Below are 25,375 nucleotides of genomic sequence, written 5' to 3'. Positions count from 1 at the left end.
CTTTATCGTCACTCTGTCAACCGCGCTTCACAGAGTCATGAAAACGTCTGTTGCGGAGCTTATGGTGACAATTCCGCGCCCCTATCATGCGCTTTGCAACGGGATCACGACGTTCGGCAAGATTCTTCACGATTTGAGACAGAATCCGTCGAAAAGCGATCAAATTCGCATTCATTTTGCCAGTTTTTTCGATAAATCTTCTGATACTGTGGTCAAAATCTTGAAATTTGGAGGAAATTCATGGCGTCCAGGACCAATCCGAAACGGGAAAAACAGATTGAGGCGGCGCGAAAGATCGCTGCCGCGACCGGCGAGGCACATCTCGATCCGGAGATCCTGTTCGGCCGGGCGAGCAATGACGACATGGAGCGCTACAGCCCGGAAATGCTTGCCCTTACCGCGGTGCACGCGGCCAAGGAGCTCGCGGCCTGGAGCGGTACGTCCCCCCGCGTTTCGATCGAGCAGGTAGCCGATATCGATCCCGATGGCGTGCCCGTCTCGATCCTGTCGATCACCGACCACAACATGCCCTTCCTCTACGAATCGGTCATGGGCGAGGTGACGAGCAGCTACCGTGACCTCCATATGGCCGTGCACCCGATCCTGGTCATCGAGAGCGGCAAGCAGCCGAGCCTCTATTCCTCCGATCAGCCCAGCGATCCGGCCCATCGCGTCAGCCATATCCAGCTGCATCTGACGCCGCTGACCGCAGCGCAGGCGACCGACCTCATCAAGCGCGTCCAGACCGTGCTCGACCAGACGCATCTGACCGTTTCCGACTGGACGCCGATGCTGGCGCGGCTCGATACGGTGATATCGGAACTTTCCATCTATGAGGCGGCTGGACGCCGTAGGGCGGATCGCGACGAGGCGCTGGCTTTCCTCTCCTGGCTGCGCGACGGCAATTTCACCTTCCTCGGCATGCGCGAATATGTCTATTCCGGCAAGGGCGCCAACGCCAAGGTGGAGCGCGATCGCGGCACCGGCCTCGGTATCCTCTCCAATCCGGATGTCCTGGTGCTCCGCCAGGGCAAGGACGCCGTCACCACCACACCGGAAATCCTCGCCTTCCTTGACGGTCCCGATTTCCTGATCGTCACCAAGGCCAACGTCAAGTCGGTCGTACACCGGCGTGCCTATATGGATTATGTCGGCGTCAAGCGCTTCGATGCCGACGGCAAGGTGACGGGCGAACTGCGTATCGTCGGCCTCTTCACCTCGACCGCCTATACCAGCGCCGCCGCCGATGTGCCGCTGCTGCGCTCGAAGGTACAGAAGGTCAAGGATTACTTCGGCTTCGACCCGGCCAGCCATTCCGGCCGAATGCTGGAAAACACGCTGGAATCCTACCCGCGCGACGATCTCTTCCAGATCGACACCACTCTGCTCGCAAGCTTTGCCGAACAGATCAACGATCTGACCGACCGGCCGCATGTGCGGGCGCTGCCGCGTATCGACCATTTCGACCGCTTCGTCTCGATCATCGTCTACGTTCCGCGCGAAGAGTATGATTCGGTCGTCCGCGAGAAGATCGGCAATTACCTGAAGACCGTCTATGACGGCCGCGTCTCCGCCTATTACCCGGCATTCCCGGAAGGCGGCGTGGCGCGCGTGCATTTCATCATCGGCCGCAGTGGCGGCAAGACGCCGCATATTCCACAAGGCAAGCTCGAAGAGGCGATCCGCGCCATCACCGCCCGCTGGGATGAGCGTTTCGTCATGCTGGCCGGGCCGAAAGCGCCGCGCATCTCCGTCAGCCAGGCGTTCCAGGAGGCCTTCACGCCGGAGGATGCGGTCGCCGACCTGCCGGATATCACCGCCACCGCCGGTGCCGAGCCGATCCGCATCGCCTTCTACACCCGCAAGGATGAAAGCGGCGATATTCTCTCGCTGAAGATCTTCCACGGGCAGGGCAATCTGGCACTGTCGCGCCGCGTGCCGCTGCTCGAAAATCTCGGTTTCAACGTCATCAGCGAGCGGACTTTCGACATCTATGTCACGGGCAAGGACGGCGAAACCGGCCATGTGGTGCTCCACGACATGGAACTCGAAGCCCGCACCGGCACGGTGATCGATCTCGCCCGCCACGGCGCGGCGCTGGAGGAAGCCTTCCTAGCTGCCTTCGGTGGCACGATCGACAATGACGGCTTCAACCGGCTGATCGTCTCGGCCAATCTTTCCGCCCGCGAAACGAATGTGCTCCGCGCCTATGCCCGCTATCTCCGCCAGGCCGGCATTGCCTATTCGCAGGACTATATTGCCGCGACGCTGGATAAATATCCGCGCATCGCCGCCGCGATCTTCCGGCTGTTCTACGACACGCTCGACCCGAAGCTCAGCGACAAGAACCGCACGAAGAAGCTTTCCGAGCTGCATGCGACCATCGAAACCGAGCTTGCCGATGTTCCCAGCCTCGACGACGACCGGATTCTGCGCCGTTACGTCAACGCCATCGACGCGACGCTGCGCACCAACTATTTCCAGAAAAACCCCGACGGTACGCCGAAGGCGATGCTCGCCTTCAAGCTCGATCCGAAGCTGCTGGACGGTCTGCCGGAACCGCGGCCTTTCCGCGAAATCTTCGTCTACGGCGTCGAAGTGGAAGGCGTGCACCTGCGCTTCGGCAAGGTGGCGCGCGGCGGTCTGCGCTGGTCAGACCGCGCCGAGGATTACCGCACCGAAGTGCTCGGCCTCGTGAAGGCACAGCAGGTGAAGAACGCCGTCATCGTGCCTGTCGGCGCCAAGGGTGGCTTCTATCCGAAGAAATTGCCGGTTGGCGGCGCCCGCGACGAGATCTTCAATGCCGGGCGCGAGGCCTACAAGACCTATATCCGCACGCTGCTGTCGATCACCGACAACATCTCCGGCGCCGATATCATCGCACCCTTGGATACCGTGCGGCTGGATGGCGACGATCCCTATTTCGTCGTTGCCGCCGACAAGGGCACGGCCACTTTCTCCGACACCGCCAATGCGCTGGCACAGGAAGCCGGCTTCTGGCTGGATGACGCCTTCGCCTCCGGCGGCTCGGCCGGCTACGACCACAAGAAGATGGGCATCACTGCCCGCGGCGCCTGGGAAACCGTCAAGCGGCACTTTCGCGAGATGGATATCGACATCCAGACGACCCCCTTCACGGTCGTCGGTGTCGGCGACATGTCCGGCGACGTCTTCGGCAACGGCATGCTGCTGTCGCCGAAGATCCGCCTCATCGCCGCCTTCGACCATCGCGACATCATCATCGATCCCGATCCGGACATGGCAAAGACGCTGGCCGAACGGCAGCGCCTCTTCGACCTGCCACGCTCCAGCTGGCAGGATTTCAACAAATCCGTCCTGTCGAAGGGCGCGATGATCATCTCACGCTCGGCAAAATCGGTGACGCTGACGGCTGAGGCCGCCGCTGCGATCGGTATCGACAAGACGGTGGCAACGCCATTCGAAATCATCACGGCGATCCTGAAGGCTCCCGTCGACCTGCTCTGGTTCGGCGGCATCGGCACTTATGTGAAAGCGCCGTCCGAGACGGATTCGGAAGTCGGCGACCGTGCCAACGACCCGATCCGTATCACCGCCGAAGAGGTGCGCGCCAAGGTGATAGGCGAGGGCGCTAATCTCGGCGTCACCCAGAAAGGCCGCATCGCCTATGGTCTCAAGGGCGGACGCTGCAACTCGGACGCCATCGACAACTCGGCCGGCGTCAACACCTCCGACGTCGAGGTCAACATCAAGATCGCGCTGGCATCTGCCATGCATGACGGCCGCCTGACGCGGGCGAAACGCGATACACTGCTCGCGTCGATGACCGACGAAGTGGGCACCTTGGTGCTGCGCAACAACTACCTGCAATCGCTGGCGATCTCGCTGACCGAGCGCAAGGGCACCGGCAACGCCCTGGAGCTCAGCCGCTTCATGAGCGTTCTGGAAGCCGCCAAGCAGCTCAACCGCAAGGTCGAGACCCTGCCGGACGACCAGACCTTCACTGAGCGCTATGCCAATGGCCGGCCGCTGACGCGCGCCGAAATCGGGGTTCTGCTCTCCTACGCCAAGATCGTCCTCTTTGACGCGCTGGCGGCAAGCGATCTGCCGGACGATCCCTATTTCGCCGCAACGCTCAGCCACTATTTCCCGGGGAAGATGCAGCGCTCGAATGCCGGGGATATCACCGGCCACCGGCTGAAGCGTGAAATCGTCGCGACCGTATTGGCGAACGAAGTCATCAACCGTGGCGGACCGGGCTTTGCCGTCAGCATGATGGATGCGACGGCAGCGTCTGCCGCCGAAGTGGTCAAGGCTGCCGTGCTTGCCCGCGACGGCTTCGATCTCGACCGGCTCTGGGACGAAACCGATGCGCTGGATGGTAAAGTCGCCGGACAGATGCAGAACCGCGTCTACGGCGAGATCACCGATGTCTATACGGCGCTCACCCGCCTGCTGCTGAAAACCGGCGCGGCCAAGGGCAATATCGAGGAAACCATCAGCCGGCTCCAGGCGGCCCTGAAAAAGCTGCGGCCGCTCTTCCTCAGCCATATCCCGGCGGATTTCGCCGCCGAGATCGCGGCCCGCCAGACGGACTATCAGGCGGCCGGTCTGCCGGAAAAACTCGCCGGCGAGATCGCCATGATCTACGCGCTCGTTTTGGTACCAGAGATCATGCAGATCGCCGAACGCACCGGTGACACGCTCAACCGCGCCGCCGAGAGCTACTTCACCGTGTCGCAGACCTTCCGCGTCGGTCGCCTGTTGCTGGCCGGCAGCCGTATCCTCACCGGCGATCACTATGAGAGCCTGGCCTTGGCGCGCAGCCTCGACCAGATCGCCGGCGCCCGGCGCGATATCGTCATCTCGGCGCTGTCGAACCATCCGAAGGAAAAGCAGCCGATCCAGGCATGGCATGCGGAGGATCGCATCCGCATCAACCGCATTGCAGAAGAGCTTGGAAACCTCAGCGAAAGCGGCGATCCGAACTTGGCCCGGATCACGGTTGCCGCCGGCCTCCTGACCGACCTTGCGCATGACCGGGCGAGGTGAGACAGTCCGCCCGACTCAATAGCCGACCGGCGGAATCAAGGGCAAGAATTTGGTGGCCACCGAGATAAGCGACAATGCGCCGGCAAAAGTGCCGGCGCGGGGCATCTGGGGATGGATGTTCTTCGACTGGGCGGCGCAGCCTTTCTTCACCGTCGTCACCACCTTCATCTTCGGTCCCTATTTCGTCGCACGACTGACCGCCGATCCGGTTGCCGCGCAGACGACATGGAGCAACACGGCGACGATCTCTTCGGTGATCATCGCCGTGCTGTCGCCGGTGCTCGGCTCGATCGCGGATCAATCTGGCAGGCGTAAACCCTGGATTGCCTTCTTCGCCGTCATCAAGATCGCCAGCCTCTTCTGCCTCTGGGGGGCTGCCCCCGGCTCACCAGTCATCTATCCCGTCATCTTCATGATCCTCGCCTCGATCTCGGCGGAATTCTCGATCGTCTTCAACGATTCGATGATGCCGCGGCTTGTCAGCAAGGACGATGTCGGCCGGCTGTCGAATACCGCCTGGGGCCTCGGCTATCTCGGCGGCATGATCGTGCTGATCGCCGTCGTGGCGCTTTTGGCCGGCAGCCCGCAGACCGGCAAGACCATCCTCCGCCTGACGCCGCTCTTCGGCCTTGATGCGGCGCTCGGCGAGGATGCGCGCATCACCGGGCCAATCGCCGCCGTCTGGTATTTCCTCTTCATCCTGCCGATGTTCTTCTTCACACCCGATGCCGCGCGCGGCCTGCCGCTGGCCACTGCTGTTCGCTCTGGCCTGCGTGAACTGAAAACGACACTCGGCGAGCTGAAGCGTCGGCGCGGCATCAGCCTCTTCCTGATTGCACGCATGATCTACCAGGACGGCGTCAACGGCCTGCTGATCCTCGGGGGCACCTTCGCGGCGGGCATGTTCGGCTGGGCGACCATCGAGATCGGCATCTACGGCATCATCCTCAATATCATCGCCATTTTCGGCTGCTTCATCGCCGGCTATGTCGACCGCTGGCTCGGCTCGAAGATAACGGTCGTCATCAGCCTCACCCTGCTGCTCGTCGCCACATTCGGTATCGTCTCGACCGGGCCGGGCTTTACGCTCTTCGGCCTCGTGCCGCTTTCCACCGTCGATTCCGGCCGGTTGTTCGGGACGGCAGCGGAGAAGGCCTATATCGGCTACGGTCTGCTGATCGGTATCGCCTTCGGCCCGGTGCAGGCTTCCTCGCGTTCCTATCTCGCCCGCAGCGTCAGCCTCTCGGAGGCCGGGCGCTATTTCGGCATCTATGCGCTCTCCGGCCGCGCCACCAGCTTCATGGCGACGCTGTTCTTCTCGCTGGTGACCTATTGGAGCGGTTCGGCCCGTCTCGGCATGGCAACCCTCGTCATCTTCCTTGCCGGCGGCCTTCTTCTTTTGCTGCCGACGCCCTATCCCGCCGACAAGGCTAGATAGGTAAAAGAAAATCCCGGCTGGGCTGGCCAACCGGGATATCCAAATTCAGGATTTGGTATATCCGCCAATTAATGGCGGAAATGGCGGATGCCGGTGAACACCATCGCCACATTATGCTCGTTGGCGGCGTCGATGACTTCCTGGTCGCGCATCGAGCCACCCGGCTGGATGACGGCCGTGGCGCCGGCGGCAATCGCCGACAGCAGGCCGTCGGCAAACGGCAGGAAGGCTTCGGAGGCAACGGCGGAACCGCGGGTCAGCGGCTCGGCAAGCCCCATGGCCTTGGCAGCTTCTTCCGCCTTGATCGCGGCGATGCGAGCCGAATCGACGCGGCTCATCTGGCCGGCGCCGATGCCGGCCGTCTGACCATCCTTGGCATAAACGACGGCATTCGACTTGACATGCTTGGCGACGCGGAAGGCGAACTTCATGTCTTTCAGCTCCTGCGCTGTCGGCGCACGCTTGGTGACGACCTTCAACTCCATGTCTTCGACCAGCGCATTGTCGCGGTTCTGCACGAGCAGGCCGCCGGAGACGGTCTTGGCGGTCAGACCGGCCACGCGCGGATCGGGCAGGGCGCCGACCGAGAGAAGGCGGAGGTTCGGCTTGCGGGCGATGATCGCCTTGGCTTCCTCGGTCACCTCCGGCGCGATGATGACTTCCGTGAAGAGCTTGACGATCTCTTCGGCCGTTGCCGCATCAAGAATGCTATTCAGAGCGATGATGCCGCCGAAAGCCGAGACGGAATCGCAGGCGAGCGCCCGCTTGTAGGCTTCGACCAGGCTCGGGCCGGTGGCGACACCGCAGGGATTGGCATGCTTGATGATCGCGCAGGCAGGACCATTCTCCGGCAAGAACTCGGCAACCAGCTCATAGGCTGCATCGGTGTCGTTGATGTTGTTGTAGGAAAGCTGCTTGCCCTGGAGCAGCGTCGCAGTCGAAACGCCTGGGCGGTTTTCGCCGGTGACGTAGAAAGCCGCCTTCTGATGCGGATTTTCGCCATAACGCATCTCTTCACGCAGCACGCCGCCGATGACGCGGTGGCGCGGCGTGGCGATATCGAGCGCTTCGGCAAACCAGTTGGAGATCATCGCGTCATAGGCAGCGGTGCGCGCAAAAGCTTTTGCGGCCATGCGCTTGCGGAAGTCGTAGCTCGTCTGTCCGGCATCGGCGGAAAGCTGCTCCACCAACTCGGGATAATCGGCCGGATCCGTCAGGGTGGTCACATAGGCATGGTTCTTCGCCGAAGCGCGGATCATTGCCGGGCCGCCAATGTCGATATTCTCCACCGTCGTCGGATAATCGCCACCGGCCTTGCGCACGTCTTCGAAGGGATAGAGGTTGATGACGGCGAGGTCGATGCCCTCGATGCCGTGCTCCTTCATCGCCGCCTGATGCTCGGCATCGTCACGGATGGCAAGCAGGCCGCCATGCACCTTCGGATGCAGCGTCTTGACGCGGCCGTCCATGATCTCCGGAAACGCGGTGACTTCGGAAACGTCGGTCACCGCAAGGCCGGCAGCCGCGATCGCCTTGTGCGTGCCGCCGGTCGACAGGAGCCGCACACCCTTTTCGCTGAGCGCACGAGCAAGCTCGACAATGCCGGTCTTGTCAAAGACGGACAGAAGCGCGGTCTTCACCTGGACTTTGTCGGGAGCGGGGATTTTCTTGGATACGACGGCCATGGGCTTTCTCCGGTCTAGCGTGGGGAGACGAAATGTCCGGCGAAAACGGCGCGGGACGATATGCCCGCCCCGTTAGCATAGCTGACGCTGTTAGCCTATGGCCGATAGGACAAAAACCAACGGATTTCCGGCTTTTCGCCAATCGGGAAAACAATCTCGAGCTGGTCGGAGGAGCGCATGCCGGAGGCATCGGCGAAAAAGATATCCTCGGCCACCAACACCTCGTTGCCCGGCGAGGAGAAGACCCAGGTCTCTCCATCCGGCGCGATCAGCAGGGCGCTGTCCGTCTCGGTCTGCAACAGACTGATGGAGGGATGGATATGGAAGCGGGCCGAAGCCAGGCTTTCGCCCCTCGGCGTATGCTTCTTGCCCTCGGGGACGAAGAAACGATCGCGGCCGGTCAGGATCGTGCCGGCGGCATTGAGGCTGATCTCACGCTCATGCACATAGCCAAACGTGGAGAGATAGCCATCATGCGCGGCTCGCACATAATCCCGGCCGTCTTCGGTTTCGGCGCGCTCGACAATGACCTTCTTCACCCCACCGACCATGACGGGACCTAGAGATTTCGACTTGGAAAACTGGCAGGACGATGTGTCGTTGAGCGTCACGGTCGAATGCGCCGCCGTCGCCCGGGCCGCCTGCACATAGCGGTCGCCGGCAAATTCCGGCGCGCCGGAATTGACGATGAATCGGGCCTTGCCCGAGGACATTTCGAAGGACAGGCAGCCCGCATGGGCCGTGCGGCTGAGATCGGCGGAAGCGGGACAGCCGGTATCGACGATGACGACCGCCTGACCCGCGGCCAGCCGGTGGTATTTCGCATGCGGCAGCGCCTTGAAGGTCTGGCCGGCGGTTTCATCATAGCGCAGCACCGACATCAGCTCATTGGCAAGCGTCGAGGTCGCGCCGTTGAACAATGCCAGATCGCCATCCTGATGCCGAAAGAAGCGGAGCGCCGGATACATGCGGTCGATACCGGGGATCAGCCGCGACGGGACATCATGGCCGAGATTGACATAGGTCTGGCGCAGCGGCAGCAGATCGAGCAAAAGCTCAAGCGCCACGCGCGGATTGCGCGAGATATGCCCGCCATCGGGCAGGATCTGCCGGTCGATTTCCCGATTGAGCGCCTGACCGGCGCGCTTCAGCACGGAAGCGCCATTCGGCATGGCGACCGAGGACATGGCAAGCGCGATCCGCACCCGGAACCGCGTCGTTCCATCCCGCGTCGTTGCCGCAACCCGACGCAGATAGCGCACATGCAGGACGAGCATACGCATGAAGCGACGGTAGAAACCGCTATCCGTGCCCTGCAGGAGAACCGGCGAATGCGACAGCCAGGCGATCAGCCGCTCGGCGGCGGTATCGGGCGCCCAGGCGATGCCCTGCAGCCGGCGGCCATGCACCGCCATCCAGTCATTGAGAATGGAGCGCGCAAGTGCCGACGCCTGATCGCTTTTTTCCGCCCGCAAATGCCGCAGCCAACGGAAATTGTGCAGCCGCACGGCGAAGACCTGCGACGGAAGTTCCAGCGCGAAAGGCGATCGGCCCTCGGTTTCCAGCACGCGACCCGCCAGCAGGATGCGGCCATTGATCAGCTCTTCCGCGAAAAAGGGATCGATACTGCGCAAATCGGTCGGGGCCACGATCAGCCGTTCCGGCACACGCATCGTGTGGCGGGTGAGACGCAATCGCGCCAACGCCGCGCGGCGAGACATCCGCCGCCATGCTTCCCGCATGTGTAATTTCACTAAATCCTGCCGCAAGCCTGCATATTTGCTTGTACTTACTCTCAGCGCCCGAAGGTTAAGAAGAGGTTAGCAATATGCCAAATCGGGACGTTGTGCCCGATTTTTCATCAATGTGAGGGTAGTCGATCAAGCTCCGCCACTAATGCGTGCGACGGAGCACCACGGCGAAGAAGCCATCGAGGCCGGAGGCAAAACCGCCGGAAAGCGGCAGCATGTCGGGCGTGGTGCGGAAAGCGCCGAGCGGAGAGATCGCCGCTTCGAGACCCGGCCAGTCCGTGGGGCTGATCGGCACACGCTCCGCCATGTCCGTATCGGACAAAACGCGGGCGACGAGATCCTCGCCCTCTTCAGGGTCGAGCGAGCAATTGGAAAAGACCACCAGCCCGCCGGGCTTGACCAGGGTCAAGGCATGACGAAGCAGGCGCTCCTGCAAAGCGGCGAGCTTGGCGATATCCTCCGGACCCTTGGTCCAGAGCACATCGGGATGACGGCGGGTCGTGCCGGTGGACGAGCACGGCGCATCGAGAAGGGCCGCGTCGAAGAGATCGTCGGGCTGGAACTTCGCCATATCGGCGACGACGGTTTCCGCCTCCAGCCCGAGCCGTGCCAGATTGCCGGACAGCCGCTTCAGGCGATTGGCGGATTGGTCGAGCGCGGTCACCTTGCCGCCGGCAAGAATGAGTTGCGCCGTCTTGCCGCCGGGCGCGGCGCAAAGATCGACAACCCGCTGGCCGGCAAGCGAGCCGAACAGCTTTGCCGGGATGCTGGCGGCGGCGTCCTGCACCCACCATTCGCCCTCCGCAAAGCCGTCCAGTGATGGGATGGAGCCTTCAAACGCGGCAAGCCGCACGCCGCCGGTCGGCAGGACGACGCCGTTCAGGCGCTTCGCCCAGCCCTCGGCGTCGGATTTTACCGTGACGTCGATGGCGGCCGGCTCCAGCTGCGTATCCGAAATCTTCAGCGCCGCTTGCCTGCCATAGGCAGCCTCGAGGCGGGACAGGAACCATTTGGGCATGGCCGGCACATCGGCGCCCTGGCTGAGAATGTCCTGCCTCTCCCGGCCGATGCGCCGGAGAATGGCATTGACCAGCTTGGCAAAGCGGCGATTGCGCGGATCCTGGTTGGCCTGTTCCACGGCGATATCGACGGCGGAGTGATCCGGCACGTCGAGATAGAGCATCTGCGCCGCGCCGACCACCAGCACATGATGCAGGGCGCGAGCCCCTTCCGGCAGCGGCGAATCCAACAGCGAAGCGATCGCCGCCTCGATGCGCGGCAGATGCCGCAAGGCCGAGTTCAGAATAGCGCGCACCAGCGCCCGGTCGCTATCGCCAAGCGCCTTATAGGCAGGATTTCCGCCTTCGGCATCCAGCATGCCGTCGAGCGGTGTCTTGCGGTCGATGACGGCCGAAAGGATCTTCGTCGCGGCGGCGCGCGCCGCAAATCCGGGCTTGGAGGAAACCGAATCACGCGGTCGGCCCTGTCCGGAGCGGTTGCCTGCTTGCTTTCCGTCCTTATTGAAATGCTTGTTTTTATTATCAGAACTCAAGACCAAGGTCCCTTCGGCGGTTGCGAACCACCGCGACCCGTATTCGGAACGGAGCGCGATTTGCGCTCCGGATTAGCAGTCATGGCCGGTCCCGTCGAGCCGGAGCGGGTCGGCGTGCCAACAGAAGGGCCTGTTCCGCCGCCATACTGGGTCATCTCATGCAGCGCGGCGATGCGATTTTCCGTGTCCGGATGCGTGGAAAACAGATTGTCCATGCGCGCGCCGGAGAGCGGATTGATGATGAACATATGCGCCGTCGCCGGATGTCCCTCGGCTTCCTCGTTCGGGATATGCGCGGCACCACGCGCGATCTTGCCGAGCGCCGAGGCGAGCCAGAGCGGATTGCCGCAGATTTCCGCGCCACGACGGTCGGCCGAATATTCGCGCGTCCGGCTGATCGCCATCTGCACCAACATGGCGGCCAGAGGAGCGACGATCATCGCCGCGAGCACACCGATCGCTCCAAGCGGATTATTATTGTCGCGGCGCCCGCCGAAGAAGAAAGCGAAATTGCCGAGCATGGAGATGGCGCCGGCAAGCGTCGCCGTAATCGTCATGGTCAGCGTGTCGCGGTTCTGCACATGCGCCAGCTCATGCGCCATGACACCCGCCACTTCCTGCGGTGTCAGCGCGTGCAGAAGACCGGTCGAGGCGGCGACCGCGGCATTCTGCGGATTGCGGCCGGTGGCAAAGGCGTTCGGCTGCGGATTATCATAGAGATAGACCTTGGGCATCGGCAGGCCGGCATTGCGCGCCAGATCGCGAACGATACCGTAGAATTCCGGCGCGCTTCGCTCATCCACTTCCTGTGCACCATAGGTGGACAGCACCATGCGGTCGGAGTTCCAATAGGAAAAGAAATTCATGCCGGCAGCCGCGACCAACGCGATCATCATGCCGGATTGCCCGCCGATCAGATAGCCGACGCCCATGAACAGGGCGGTCATGAAGGCAAGCAGCATGGCAGTACGCATGAGATTCATTCGGTGTCTCCAACACGATCGGCAGTCCGAACCTTTCTCTTTGTGGCCGGACGCACTATGATTTGGCTATTCACCCGGCTATTTCAACAGTTCCAGGCCGCACCAAGCCATGCAGACAGCAGATAACGACAATAAAACCGACATCGAAGCCGGCGAAGCGCCCCGCAAACCGCTCTCGCCCGCCGCCAAGCGCGCACTCGTCGAGGCCGAGGAACGCCGCAAGGCGCAGGAGGCACAAGCGCAGGCCGAACTCCCCCCTGAAATCGGCGGCCGCGGCGGCGCCGACCCTTCGCGCTTCGGCGATTGGGAGATCAATGGGCGGACGATCGATTTTTGATTAGTCGCTGTGCGGACCGTTTTGTTCGGCGTAGCAGATGCAGAGCCTATCTCGCCCGGGACGGGCGAGATAAAACCTCCAATATGCGTCCCAAAATCAAGCCGCATCCGCCTTGTTCTGCCGATTGGCAATCAGATCATCAACAACAGCCGGATCGGCCAGCGTCGAGGTATCGCCAAGCGCACCAAAATCGTCTTCGGCGATCTTGCGCAGGATGCGGCGCATGATCTTGCCGGAGCGGGTTTTCGGCAGGCCGGGGGTGAACTGGATCTTGTCCGGCGAGGCAATCGGGCCGATTTCGGTGCGCACGTGTTTCACCAGCTCCTGCCGCAGCGCGTCCGAGCCTTCCTGGCCGACCATTAGCGTCACATAGCAATAGATGCCCTGACCCTTGATCGAATGCGGATAGCCGACGACGGCCGCTTCCGAGACATGCTTGTGCGAGACCAGTGCCGATTCCACTTCCGCCGTGCCGAGCCGGTGGCCGGAGACGTTGAGGACGTCGTCGACGCGGCCGGTGATCCAGTAATAGCCGTCCTCGTCGCGGCGGCAGCCATCGCCGGTGAAGTACTTGCCCTTGTAGGTGGAAAAATAGGTCTGGATGAAGCGCTCGTGATCGCCATAGACCGTCCGCATCTGGCCAGGCCAGCTGTCGGCGATGACGAGATTGCCGTCGGCTGCACCTTCCAGCACCTTGCCTTCGCTATCGACCAGCTGCGGCTGGACACCGAAGAAGGGCAGGGTGGCCGAACCGGGCTTCAGATCCGTCGCGCCCGGAAGCGGCGTGATCATGTGGCCGCCGGTTTCTGTCTGCCACCAGGTATCGACGATCGGGCTGCGGCTGTCGCCGACCACCTTATAGTACCATTCCCAGGCCTCCGGATTGATCGGCTCGCCGACGGTGCCGAGTAGGCGCAGACTGGAGCGGGACGAACGCTTGACGAAATGATCGCCCGCGCCCATCAGCGAGCGGATCGCCGTCGGTGCCGTGTAGAAGATATTGACCTTATGCTTGTCGATGATATCCCAGAAACGGCCCTGATCGGGGTAGTTCGGCACGCCCTCGAACATCAGCGAGGTCGCGGCATTCGCCAGTGGACCATAGACGATATAGGAATGGCCGGTGACCCAGCCGACATCGGCCGTGCACCAGTAGATGTCGCCTGGATGATAATCGAAGGTGTATTCATGCGTCATCGCCGCATAGACGAGATAGCCGCCTGTCGTGTGCAGCACGCCCTTCGGCTTGCCAGTCGAGCCTGAGGTGTAGAGGATGAAGAGCGGATCTTCCGCCTTCATCTTCGCCGGCGGACAATCCGCTTTCACCTTGGCGGTTTCCTCGTGATACCAAAGGTCGCGGCCGGCCTCCCAGGCGACCTTACCGCCGGTGCGGCGGACCACGAGGACATTCTTGACCGCAACTTTCTGCTTGGCGGCGATCTCAATCGCCTTGTCGGTGTTTTCCTTCAGCGGAATGGACTTGCCACCGCGAACACCTTCATCGCAGGTGATGACGAAAGTTGATTCGCAATCGACGATGCGGCCGCCCAGCGCTTCCGGCGAGAAACCGCCAAAGACGACGGAATGCACCGCGCCGATGCGGGCGCAGGCCAGCATCGCATAGGCCGCCTCTGGGATCATCGGCATATAGATGGTGACGCGGTCGCCCTTCTTGACGCCGTACTTCTTCAGGACATTCGCCAACCGGCAAACATGCTCGTAAAGCTCGTTATAGGTGATCTTCTTGTTGATATAGGGGTTATCACCTTCCCAGATGAAGGCAACGCGATCGCCATGCTTCTTCAGGTGACGGTCGATGCAATTATAAGAGACGTTGGTCAGCCCATCCTCAAACCATTTGATCGAGACCTTGCCGGTAAACGAGGTGTTCTTGACCTTGGTATAGGGCTTGAACCAATCGATCCGCTTGCCATGCTTGCCCCAGAACTTGTCAGGATCCTCGACGCTCTGCCTGTACCATTTCTGATATTTTGCCTCGTCGATCAGCGCCCGCGCCTTGACCGGTTTCGTCACCGGATGAATCTTTTCCGACATCGTGTCCTCCTCAAATCATGGCACCCTCTGTCGAGATTATGGGCACCCATTTGCGCAATCAATAGCAGGTCAAGTGGTGGCAGCAATTAGACAAAGATCAAATCCGGTGCAAAGAATTGCAATTCCCCAACGCTGCGGTTATATAGGGCCATATTTCCCGGACAATAAGGTGTTACACCCCGGACCGCGACACCGGCGCGGACTGACAGAAGGACTATATCTATGGCTCAACAATTGCTCATGCCGAAGGCAACGGCCATCTGGCTTGTGGACAATACAGCCTTGTCATTCGACCAGATCGCGCAGTTCTGCAAGCTGCATCCGCTCGAAGTGAAGGCCATTGCCGATGGCGAAGCCGCCCAGGGCATCAAGGGCCTCGACCCGATCGCCACCGGTCAGCTGTCGCGCGATGAAATCGCTCGCGCCGAAGGCAATCCGAACCATAAGCTGAAGATTTCCGAGCCGAAGGTCCGTGTGCCGGAATCCAAGCGCCGTGGCCCGCGCTACACGCCGGTTTCCAAGCGCCAGGATCGCCCGAACGCTATTCTCTGGCTGGTGCGCAACCATCCGGAACTGAAGGACGCACAGATTTCCCGCCTGGTCGGCACCACCAAGTCGACCATCGAGCAGATCCGCGACCGTACGCACTGGAACTCGACGAACCTGGCCCCGATGGATCCGGTCACGCTCGGCCTCTGCAGCCAGATCGACCTCGACATGGAAGTCGAAAAGGCCGCCAAGGGCCGTCCGCTGCCGACCGCCGCCGAACTCGGCGCGACGCTGCAGCCCGCGCAGGAGACCGAGAAGCTCGGCTTCAGCTACGAGCGCGATGAGCCCAAGGAAAAGGAAATCGACGCCGACGCCGTCTTCGCCAAGCTGAAGTCGCTAAAGTCCACGACACCGGACGACGACGACGATCAGTACTGAGACGCAACCGATCGCATGTTTTCAAAGCCCTGGTTTCCCGACCGGGGCTTTATTTTTTGAGGGTGACCGGAAACTATCGCGCCCCGAAAATCGCCGAACCGACGCGGACACTCGTCGCACCGAAGGCAACCGCGATCTCGTAATCGCTCGACATGCCCATCGAGAGTTTTTCGACGCCGGCCTTTCTCGCAAGCTTGGCGAGAAGCGCGAAATGCGGCCCCGGATTCTCGTCCGCCGGCGGGATGCACATCAATCCCTCGATCGAAAGCCCAAGCGCATTGCGGCAGAGATTGACGAAGGCGACGGTATCGTCGGGCGCAATCCCGGCCTTCTGCGGCTCCAGCCCGGTATTGACCTGGACGTAAAGCCTGATCGCCTTGCCCTGCCGCTTGATTTCATCGGCAAGCGCGCGGGCGATCTTTTCCCGGTCGACCGTCTCGATGACGTCGAACAACGCCACGGCATCGGCCGCCTTGTTCGATTGCAGCGGCCCGATCAGATGCAGCTCGATCCCGGGCGTCTCAGCCTTCAGCTCGGGCCATTTGCCCTGGCTTTCCTGCACACGGTTTTCGCCGAACACGCGCTGGCCGGCCGATATCGCCGGGCGGATCGCGTCGGCATCGAAGGTCTTGGAGACAGCAACGAGCTGCACGGCGCCGCCAGGCCGGCCGGCCTGATGTTCCGCCGCCGCGATATGGGAACGAACCTCGTTCAACCGCTCTTGAAGTTCCATCTTTTCGCCTCGATATATCTGCCTATTCCCAAGACTTTGCAGTAATGAGGCAAGCGGCCTTTGCCAAGGGCGAATGCCGCAGAATCCGGCTTTGCATTGCAAGATAAAGCACTTGCCGTGCCTGCTAAACTTGACGCTTGGTTGGTTTCGTGATGAAGGTCACGACCAACTCCCCATGATTTTCCGGAATACAAGAACAGATGGCTACCGAACGTTATAATCCGCGTGATGCCGAGCCCCGCTGGCAGCAGAAATGGAACGATGAGAACGTCTTTCTCACCGACAACGCCGATCCGCGCGAGAAATATTACGTCCTAGAGATGTTCCCTTATCCGTCGGGCCGCATCCATATGGGCCATGTGCGCAACTATGCCATGGGCGACGTCGTCGCCCGCTACAAGCGTGCCCGCGGCTACAATGTCCTGCACCCCATGGGCTGGGACGCTTTCGGCATGCCGGCGGAAAACGCCGCGCGTGACAACAAGGTGCATCCGAAAGAGTGGACCTACCGGAACATCGCCTCGATGAAGGCGCAGCTGAAGGCCATGGGCCTGTCGCTGGACTGGAGCCGCGAATTCGCCACCTGCGATGTCGAATATTATCATCGCCAGCAGATGCTCTTCATCGACATGATGCAGAAGGGCCTGATCTATCGCAAGAAATCCAAGGTCAACTGGGATCCGGTCGACAACACCGTGCTTGCCAATGAGCAGGTCATCGACGGCCGCGGCTGGCGTTCCGGCGCGCTGGTCGAGCAGCGCGAGCTGACGCAGTGGTTCTTCAAGATCACCGATTTCAGCCAGGAACTGCTGGACGCGCTGGATACGCTCGACCATTGGCCGGAAAAAGTACGGCTGATGCAGAAGAACTGGATCGGTCGTTCCGAAGGCCTGACGATTCGTTGGGAAATCGTGCCCGAGACCTCGCCAAACGCCGATCGCGAGATCGCCGTCTATACGACGCGCCCGGACACGCTGTTTGGCGCATCCTTCCTGGCAATTTCGGCGGACCACCCGCTGGCCAGGGAAGCCTCGGCCCTCAATCCCGATATCGACGCCTTCTGCGAGGAATGCCGCCGCGCCGGCACTTCGCTCGCCGCATTGGAGACCGCCGAGAAGAAGGGCATGGACACGGGTATCCGCGTCCGCCATCCGCTCGATCCGTCCTGGGAACTGCCGGTCTATGTCGCCAACTTCGTGCTGATGGACTACGGCACGGGCGCCATCTTCGGCTGCCCCTCCGGCGACCAGCGCGACCTGGATTTCGCGCGCAAATATGACCTGCCGGTCATTCCCGTCGTCATGCCCAGAGACGGCGACGCCGCAAGCTTTGCCATCGGCGATGTCGCCTATGACGGCGACGGCGTGATGATCAATTCGCGGTTCCTCGACGGCATGAGCCCGGAGGAAGCGTTTGAGACGGTGGCGACGAAGCTGTCGGCGGTAAGCCTCGGCAATGTGCCGCAGGCCGAACGCAAGGTGAATTTCCGCCTGCGCGACTGGGGCATCTCCCGTCAGCGCTATTGGGGCTGCCCGATCCCGGTCATCCATTGTGACGATTGCGGTGTCCTGCCGGTGCCGAAGCAAGACCTGCCGGTCAAGCTGCCGGACGACGTCACCTTCGATCTGCCGGGCAATCCGCTCGACCGTCATCCGACCTGGCGGCATGTCGCCTGCCCGCAATGCGGCAAGGATGCCCGTCGCGAAACCGACACAATGGACACTTTCGTCGATTCGAGCTGGTACTACACCCGCTTCACCGTCCCCTGGGCCGATGATCCCACAGACAAGGCTGCCGCCGATCACTGGCTGCCAGTCGATCAGTATATCGGCGGTATCGAGCATGCGATCCTGCATCTGCTCTATTCACGCTTCTTCACCCGCGCTATGCGCGAGACCGGCCATGTCGACGCCAGGGAGCCCTTCAAGGGCCTGTTCACGCAGGGCATGGTGGTTCACGAGACCTATAGCCGCGGCAATGGCCTGACGCGTGAATGGGTATCGCCGGCCGATATCCGCATTGAGGAAACCGACGGCCAGCGCCGTGCGACCTTGCTGTCGACCGGTGAGGATATCGCCATCGGCGCCATCGAGAAGATGTCGAAGTCGAAGAAGAACGTCGTCGATCCGGACGATATCATCGCCTCCTACGGCGCCGATACCGCCCGCTTCTTCGTGCTTTCCGATTCGCCGCCCGACCGTGACGTCATCTGGTCGGAGGCCGGTGTCGAAGGCGCGCATCGCTTCACACAACGTATGTGGCGCCTGGTGTCGGAAGCCGCCGACGAGCTGAAAGCCGTTGTTTCGGCTCCAGCAAGAGAAGGCGATGCCCTGGCAATTTCCCAGATCGCCCACCGCACGCTGAAGGCCGTCCAGGCCGACTATGACAAGCTCGCCTTCAACAAAGCGGTCGCACGCATTTACGAATTCGTCAACGCCCTGGCAGCATCGCTGGCCAAGGTTGCCGCCGGCGGGGCCGATGCTGGCTACCGGGCTGCGGTTCGCGAAGCGGTCGAGATCCTCATCGCGCTAGTCGCGCCGATCACACCGCATCTGGCGGAGGAATGCTCGACGGCGCTCGGCAACACGCATCTCGTCGCCATGAGCCCCTGGCCTATTTACGACGAAGCGCTCGTTGTCGAGAACGAAATCGTCTATCCGGTGCAGGTCAATGGCAAGAAGCGCGCCGAATTGACAATTGCGCGCGATGCGGATCAGAATGCCGTGCAGCAGGCCGTACTCGCCTTGGATGCCGTCACAAGCGCATTGAATGGTCAGGCGCCAAAGAAGATCATCGTCGTTCCACAGAGGATCGTAAACATTGTCGTCTGATAAGCTCTTCAAACTCGCCCGCCTTGCTGGCGTTGCGTCTGTGATTGCCGTTGCGGGTCTCTTGTCCTCTTGCCAGGTTCGGCCGCTTTATGCCGTAAGCACGGGTGTCACCCAGAAGCTTGCCGAGGTTTCCTTCTCCGACGCCAGCTCGCGTGTCGGCCAGCAAGTTCGCAATCAGCTGATCTTCATCGCCGGCCGCGGCGCTGGCGAGACAAAGACGCCGAAATATACGGTCGATCTGAGCGTCAGCTCTGGAACAGGAGGCGTCATTTACCTGCCGTCCTCGGGTACTTCAGGCGCCGGCCGCACCACGGTTACTGCTTCCTTCACGCTGAAGAATGCCAGCGACGGCAAGGTGCTGAAATCCGGCAGTCGCTCGGTCACCTCGCTGGTGGATTTCCCGACCGAGGAGTTCGCCAAGCAGCGCGCCATTCGCGATTCGGAAGACCGCGCCGCGCGTGAAGTTGCCGAGATGGTCGCCGCCGATATCGGCGGCGCACTCAGCCGCTGATCTGAGCGCGCGGTATGTCGGAGATCAAATCCCACGAGTTTGACGGATTTCTTCAAACTGCCGCGCGCAATTACCGCCTTTTCGTCATCTATGGCCCGGATCGCGGCCTTGTCTCCGAGCGGGCAGGACAGGTGGCCGGCAACACCGGCGTCGACCTGAAGGACCCTTTTTCGCTGATCAAACTCGATGTCGGTGATCTCCAGAACGATGCCGGCCGATTGCTCGACGAGGTCAACGCCATCGGCCTGTTTGGCGGTGAAAAGCTGGTCTGGATTCGCGGCGCGGCCAACGAAAAGGCGTTGGTCGATTCGCTGCAGGTCATCGCCGAAAATCCTCCCGACGCCAGCTTCGTCATTATCGAGGCAGGCGATCTCAAGAAGGGATCCGGCCTGCGCAAGGTCGCGGAAGCATCCCGAAAGATTGCGACCATCCCCTGCTATGCCGATGACGGCCGCGCGCTGAACAGCCTGATCGACACCGAGCTTGCCAGCGAAAATTTGCGTATTTCACCCGCTGCGCGACAAATGCTGCTCGAACTTTTGGGGGGCGACCGCATCGCGTCGCGCAACGAAGTCCGCAAGCTGGCACTCTATTGCCGCGGGGAGGGAACGATCGAGGAAGGTCATGTCGCCGATATCATCGGTGACGCCAGCGCCATTTCCGCGGACGACGCTGTCGATGCCATCCTGAAGGGCGATTCGGATGCTTTTCTGCATGCGATGCAGAAGATCGCAGCCTCCAAGACGTCGATGTTTCTGGTGCTGCAGGGCTGTCTGAGGCAGTTTCAGCTTTTGGACGTCATGCGAATCGAGATGGACGAAAAACGCGTGCCGCCGGCGCAAGTCATGCAGACACTCGGCCGGCATCTGCATTTCCGCCGCAAGCCCATCATCGAGCAGGCGCTCCGGAGCTGGACGGCGCCGGCAATCGCCCGTGAAATGAACCGTTTGCAGTCAGCCATCCTGCAGACCAGACAACGCGCCAGCCTGGAAGATACGATCGCCACGCAGACATTGCTGGCGACTACGCTACAATCGGCCCGGAAGGGCTAGAGCGCCGCCTTCATCTGAAGGCGCGAAGACTTCGCTAACATATTGATTTAAAATATCTATTTCGCTTTCAGGCAACAATGCCTGAAAGCACGATGCTCTGGTGTTTCACAGGAAACAACTCAGCGCCGCTCAAGCAACCGGCAAATTTCTTCCAGCTGTTCCAGGGTCTTATAGGAAATCTTCACCTGGCCGCCATTGCCGCGATGGTTGATCGCGACATCAAGCCCGAGCGTGTCGGAGAGGGTGCGTTCCAGCGCCAGCGTATCCGAATCCTTGTCATCCTTGCGGGAGCTAGCGGGCCGGGGATCGTTCTGGGCCTTGATATCGTTCTGCGCCAACCGCTCGGCATCGCGCACTGACATGCCCTTGGAGACGATCGTGCGAGCAAGCGTCGCGGGGTCGGAGGTCGAGACCAGCGCGCGAGCATGACCGGCCGAAAGGCTGCCACCGGCGAGCATGTCGCGAACCGTATCCGGCAGTTTCAGCAGGCGCAGAGAGTTTGCAACATGGCTGCGGCTCTTGCCGATGATTTCGCCGAGATCGTTCTGCGTATAGCCGTGTTCGGCAATCAGCTGCTCGTAGCCCAGCGCCTCTTCCAGCGGATTGAGGTCGGCGCGCTGAACGTTTTCGACGATGGCAATTTCCAGCGCCGTCTTATCGTCAACATCGCGAACAATGACCGGAATCTCAATCAAACCAGCCAGTTGCGCCGCACGCCAGCGTCTTTCACCCGCGATGATCTCATAGCGATCGGCAGAGACCGTACGCACGACGACCGGCTGCACGATACCGTGTTGGCGGATCGAGCTGGCGAGGTCGTGCAGCTCGCTTTCATCGAAATAGCGGCGTGGATTCTTCGGATTGCGGCTGATGAATTCGATCGGCACCATGCGATCCGGGTTTACGCCCGGCCTGCCGGCCTCCACGGGCGTCGGCTGATCCATCTCTCCGATAAGAGCCGCCAGACCGCGCCCGAGGCGCCGTTTCGAAAGATCATCATTCATCGCAATACTCACTCCAGAACAAACACACTATCAGGCGGCCGCCTTCCGCTGCCGCTCCCGCTGGATAACTTCCGACGCCAGTTGCAGATAGGCCTGGCTGCCGGCGCATTTCAAATCGTAAAGGATCGCCGGCTTGCCATAGGAAGGCGCCTCGGACACGCGGACGTTGCGCGGAATCAACGTATGGTAGACTTTTTCACCCAAATGCGTCCGTACGTCATTGACGACCTGCTGCGCCAGATTGTTACGGGAATCGAACATCGTCAACACAATCCCCTGAATATCCAGGGACGGATTGACGGTGCGGCGCACCTGATCGACCGTTTCCAAAAGCTGGCTGAGGCCTTCCAGCGCAAAGAATTCGCACTGCAGCGGCACCAGCACCGAATGTGCCGCCGCCATGGCGTTCATGGTCAACAGGTTGAACGAAGGCGGGCAATCCACCAGAATATAAGAGAAGGCGGTCGCACCGGCTCCATTCAGAGCCCGACGCAGCCGGAAAACACGATCAGGCTGCTGTGCGATCTCCATTTCGATACCAAGCAGATCCATCGTCGAGGGGACAATGAAAAGGTTTGGCACAGCCGTCTCCTGGACCGTATCCAGGATCGTATGCGTACCCACCAGAAGATCGTAGGAAGACACTTTTCGGTCGCGACGGTCGATGCCGAGGCCCGTGCTGGCATTTCCCTGCGGATCGAGATCGACAATCAGGACACGCTCGCCAATAGCGGCCAGAGCCGTGGCCAGATTGATCGCGGTGGTTGTCTTGCCAACACCACCCTTTTGGTTTGCGATAGTAATAATCCGGTTTCGCTCGCCGATCATTTGCCGCATATCCATCATGGTTAAATTCGACGACGAGGGCGCATTAACTCCAAGATTACGGAATCGCTCTCGACAACACTATTGTGTTTTACCAGATCGAACTCCCAACGACCACGGGCTTTCTGGACCTCGCGCTCGTAATCCCGGCCTTTATGCAGCAGCAAGCGCAGGTTTTCATTGCGCTCGACCCATGGCGCCGCGTAATCCAGCAGCATATCCAGCTCGGCAAGCGCCCGCGCCGAGATTGCATCGCAATCGGCAATGACCTTTGGCGCTTCCTCTATGCGCACCGCATGAACGGCACCGCGCGCTTCGCATTCTCGAAGGCAAACCCGTAGAAACGCTGCTTTTTTTTGGTTGCTTTCCACCAGATCGACATGCCCGTCCTTCTGCTCAGCCAAGAGAATCGCGGTGATGATGCCTGGGAAACCGCCGCCGCTTCCAAGATCCACCCAGTGCGCCGGCTCTGGATGAAGCTGAAAGATCTGCGCGCTATCGGCAATGTGCCGGCGCCAAAGATCATCGATGGTAGATGGAGCGACCAGATTGATGGTCTTCGCCCACTTCTGAAAGAGCTCGGCAAAGTGCTGCAGCCGCCCCTGTGTTTCACGTGAAACACGCACACCGTTTAATTCCATGGCAGGACTCTCACACCTTGCAATGCCTTGATATCAAGAAACAAGCTTCCGCTCTTCCACCATCGTCAACTTCCGCAGATGCGCGAGCAGCAGTGATATCGCCGCAGGCGTCATCCCATCGATCCGCGACGCCTGAGCGATATTCTTCGGCCGCGCCTTGGCGAGCTTCTGCTTTAGCTCGTTCGACAGGCCTGACAGAACGGAGAAATCGAAATCCTGAGGGATAAGCCGCTCTTCCTCCCGCCGAACCTGAACGATATCCGAGGTCTGGCGATCCATATAAACCGCATAAGCCGCCTCGATTTCGACCGCCTCGACCACCCGCCGATCAATTGAGCGCAATTCCGGCCAGAGACTGGACAGCGAGTCGATCGAGTGCTCCGGATAGGACAGAAGATCATAGGCCGTCCGGCGCTGGCCATCCTTATTCAGATGCAGCCCAGACTTCTCGGCCTCGCTCGGCGTGACACTCAATGCCTTTAACTGAGCCCGCGCCCATTCAAGTTTTTCCATGTAATCGCCGAACCGTGCAGCTCGGGCATTGCCGACACAGCCAATGGTCAAGCCAAGCGGCGTCAAGCGAACATCGGCATTATCGGCGCGAAGAGACAACCGATATTCCGCGCGCGAGGTGAACATCCTATAAGGCTCGGCGACCCCACGCGAAGTGAGATCGTCAATCATCACACCGATATAGGATTCGGTTCGGCTAAGCTGGATCGCGTCGCCGCCCGCAGCCAATCGCGCTGCGTTGAGACCGGCAATTAGCCCTTGCGCGCCTGCTTCTTCATAGCCGGTGGTACCATTGATCTGCCCTGCCAGGAAAAGACCGGGGATCTTCATCACTTCCAGCGACGGTTTCAATTCGCGCGGATCGACGTGATCATATTCGATAGCATAACCGCATTGCAGGATACGAACTCGTTCCAGACCCGGAATGGTCCTGATAAAGGCATCCTGGACGTCCTCGGGGAGGGAGGTCGATATGCCGTTGGGATAGACCGTCGTATCGTCAAGCCCTTCCGGCTCGAGAAAGATCTGATGGCCGTCACGCTCGCCGAACTTGACGATCTTGTCTTCTATCGACGGACAGTAGCGCGGTCCAACACCCTCGATCTGCCCGGAATACATCGCCGAACGCATGAGATTATCGGCGATGATCTTATGCGTCGCCGGCGTCGTCCGCGTCACGCCGCATTCGATCTGCGGATTCACGATACGATCGGTCATGAAAGAGAAGGGCACCGGTTCATCGTCGGCGCCCTGGCGTCCAACCGCATTCCAGTCGATCGTCGATCCATCAAGGCGCGCGGGTGTTCCGGTTTTCAGACGAGCCAGCGCAAGCCCATAGCGCGCCAGTGTCCCCGACAGACCCACGGAGGGTTCTTCGCCGACGCGGCCAGCAGGAATTTTCCTGTCGCCAATATGGATCAGACCGCGCAGAAAGGTGCCCGTCGTCAGAACAACGGCGCCGCAGCGAATAGTCCAGCCATCCTTCAGAACCACAGCGGAGACGCGGCCGTCGCTGATGGTCAGATCAAAGGCATCGCCCTCAATAATGTCGAGATTTTCAATCGCGCCGATCTCGGCCTGCATGGCGAGACGATAAAGCTTGCGGTCGGCCTGCGTGCGCGGACCACGAACCGCCGGGCCTTTTTTCCGGTTCAGCATTCGGAACTGAATGCCACCAGCGTCCGCCACGCGGCCCATCAAGCCATCGAGTGCGTCGATTTCCCGAACAAGGTGACCCTTGCCGAGGCCGCCGATCGCCGGATTACAGGACATCACGCCGATCGTATCGCGCTTGTGGGTGACCAGCGCCGTCCTCGCGCCCAGCCGCGCGGCTGCGGCCGCAGCTTCACTGCCCGCATGTCCGCCGCCAACGACGATCACATCATATATAGTCTCGAGCATTGCCTAGCCCTCAGTGGTGCCGTCTGTTTGGCACACCAATTTCAGGAGTCAAGAAGGTTTCACGTGAAACGTTTTGAACGACCTATCTCATGAGTCGTGTTTCAC

At 61.0% G+C, this 25,375-nt stretch carries 17 protein-coding genes; 7 read left to right on the top strand and 10 right to left on the bottom strand.

Translation table 11 applies throughout. The features are described from left to right. Window positions 1-240 precede the first annotated feature (240 nt). Together AB6803_RS18860 and AB6803_RS18855 are read left to right on the top strand one after the other, a co-directional pair. On the top strand, window positions 241-5,031 hold the full coding sequence (locus tag AB6803_RS18860; protein ID WP_371110330.1) for an NAD-glutamate dehydrogenase: 4,791 nt from the start codon (window positions 241-243) through the stop codon (window positions 5,029-5,031). A 49-nt stretch (window positions 5,032-5,080) separates the two neighbouring features. Then, on the top strand, window positions 5,081-6,469 hold the full coding sequence (locus tag AB6803_RS18855; RefSeq protein ID WP_371110329.1) for an MFS transporter: 1,389 nt from the start codon (window positions 5,081-5,083) through the stop codon (window positions 6,467-6,469). Between the two features lie 68 nt (window positions 6,470-6,537). Here the strand turns inward: AB6803_RS18855 and purH are convergent, their stop codons facing one another. The 4 genes from purH to htpX all read right to left on the bottom strand — a co-directional run bounded on the left by purH (window position 6,538) and on the right by htpX (window position 12,440). After that, a complete protein-coding gene (gene purH / locus AB6803_RS18850) occupies window positions 6,538-8,154 on the bottom strand; it encodes a bifunctional phosphoribosylaminoimidazolecarboxamide formyltransferase/IMP cyclohydrolase (protein ID WP_371110328.1) in 1,617 nt (538 codons plus the stop codon). A 95-nt stretch (window positions 8,155-8,249) separates the two neighbouring features. After that, on the bottom strand, window positions 8,250-9,896 hold the full coding sequence (locus AB6803_RS18845) for a heparinase II/III family protein (RefSeq protein WP_371110327.1): 1,647 nt from the start codon (window positions 9,894-9,896) through the stop codon (window positions 8,250-8,252). Window positions 9,897-10,047: 151 nt separating this feature from the next. Next, window positions 10,048-11,463 (bottom strand): RsmB/NOP family class I SAM-dependent RNA methyltransferase, encoded by a 1,416-nt coding sequence (locus tag AB6803_RS18840; RefSeq protein WP_371110326.1) that lies wholly within the window; start codon window positions 11,461-11,463, stop codon window positions 10,048-10,050. Further along, window positions 11,454-12,440: a zinc metalloprotease HtpX gene (gene htpX, locus AB6803_RS18835; RefSeq protein ID WP_371110325.1), complete on the bottom strand. Its 987-nt coding sequence runs from the start codon at window positions 12,438-12,440 to the stop codon at window positions 11,454-11,456. Before htpX ends, AB6803_RS18840 begins: the two co-directional genes overlap by 10 nt. A gap of 109 nt (window positions 12,441-12,549) precedes the next feature. On the opposite strand from htpX, the gene AB6803_RS18830 reads away from it, so the two are divergent. Then, window positions 12,550-12,777: a DUF1674 domain-containing protein gene (locus AB6803_RS18830; protein WP_371110324.1), complete on the top strand. Its 228-nt coding sequence runs from the start codon at window positions 12,550-12,552 to the stop codon at window positions 12,775-12,777. A gap of 96 nt (window positions 12,778-12,873) precedes the next feature. Here AB6803_RS18830 and acs read toward each other — a convergent pair whose 3' ends face one another. Next, window positions 12,874-14,832 carry an acetate--CoA ligase gene (acs, locus tag AB6803_RS18825; RefSeq protein WP_371110323.1) on the bottom strand — a complete coding sequence of 653 codons (1,959 nt, stop codon included), beginning with the start codon at window positions 14,830-14,832 and terminating at the stop codon, window positions 12,874-12,876. 222 nt (window positions 14,833-15,054) lie between these two features. On the opposite strand from acs, the gene AB6803_RS18820 reads away from it, so the two are divergent. Then, window positions 15,055-15,759: a DUF1013 domain-containing protein gene (locus AB6803_RS18820; protein WP_007698715.1), complete on the top strand. Its 705-nt coding sequence runs from the start codon at window positions 15,055-15,057 to the stop codon at window positions 15,757-15,759. 73 nt (window positions 15,760-15,832) lie between these two features. Here the strand turns inward: AB6803_RS18820 and AB6803_RS18815 are convergent, their stop codons facing one another. Next, on the bottom strand, window positions 15,833-16,492 hold the full coding sequence (locus tag AB6803_RS18815) for a YggS family pyridoxal phosphate-dependent enzyme (RefSeq protein ID WP_371110322.1): 660 nt from the start codon (window positions 16,490-16,492) through the stop codon (window positions 15,833-15,835). A 200-nt stretch (window positions 16,493-16,692) separates the two neighbouring features. On the opposite strand from AB6803_RS18815, the gene leuS reads away from it, so the two are divergent. Genes leuS through holA form a run of 3 tightly spaced genes read left to right on the top strand, consistent with a single transcriptional unit; the run spans window position 16,693 to window position 20,886 of the window. Then, entirely contained in the window at window positions 16,693-19,323 is a 2,631-nt protein-coding gene (leuS, locus tag AB6803_RS18810; RefSeq protein ID WP_371110321.1) for a leucine--tRNA ligase, read from the top strand. Continuing rightward, window positions 19,313-19,834, top strand: coding sequence for an LPS assembly lipoprotein LptE (lptE, locus tag AB6803_RS18805; RefSeq protein ID WP_371110320.1), 522 nt, complete (start codon window positions 19,313-19,315; stop codon window positions 19,832-19,834). Before leuS ends, lptE begins: the two co-directional genes overlap by 11 nt. 14 nt (window positions 19,835-19,848) lie before the next feature. Next, a complete protein-coding gene (gene holA / locus AB6803_RS18800; RefSeq protein ID WP_371110319.1) occupies window positions 19,849-20,886 on the top strand; it encodes a DNA polymerase III subunit delta in 1,038 nt (345 codons plus the stop codon). A gap of 119 nt (window positions 20,887-21,005) precedes the next feature. On the opposite strand, the gene AB6803_RS18795 is transcribed toward holA, so the two are convergent. Genes AB6803_RS18795 through mnmG form a run of 4 tightly spaced genes read right to left on the bottom strand, consistent with a single transcriptional unit; the run spans window position 21,006 to window position 25,270 of the window. After that, window positions 21,006-21,890: a ParB/RepB/Spo0J family partition protein gene (locus AB6803_RS18795; protein WP_371110318.1), complete on the bottom strand. Its 885-nt coding sequence runs from the start codon at window positions 21,888-21,890 to the stop codon at window positions 21,006-21,008. Between the two features lie 30 nt (window positions 21,891-21,920). Next, window positions 21,921-22,718 carry a ParA family protein gene (locus AB6803_RS18790; RefSeq protein WP_153369430.1) on the bottom strand — a complete coding sequence of 266 codons (798 nt, stop codon included), beginning with the start codon at window positions 22,716-22,718 and terminating at the stop codon, window positions 21,921-21,923. A 20-nt stretch (window positions 22,719-22,738) separates the two neighbouring features. After that, window positions 22,739-23,356, bottom strand: coding sequence for a 16S rRNA (guanine(527)-N(7))-methyltransferase RsmG (gene rsmG, locus AB6803_RS18785; RefSeq protein WP_371110317.1), 618 nt, complete (start codon window positions 23,354-23,356; stop codon window positions 22,739-22,741). 33 nt (window positions 23,357-23,389) lie between these two features. Then, window positions 23,390-25,270, bottom strand: a complete 1,881-nt coding sequence (gene mnmG, locus AB6803_RS18780; RefSeq protein WP_371110316.1) for a tRNA uridine-5-carboxymethylaminomethyl(34) synthesis enzyme MnmG — start codon at window positions 25,268-25,270, stop codon at window positions 23,390-23,392. Between the last annotated feature and the right edge of the window lie 105 nt (window positions 25,271-25,375).

It is taken from the genome of Rhizobium sp. RCC_161_2 (assembly GCF_041355235.1).
Classification (GTDB): Bacteria; Pseudomonadota; Alphaproteobacteria; order Rhizobiales; family Rhizobiaceae; genus Rhizobium.
This window is presented reverse-complemented; position numbering and strand designations above follow the sequence as displayed.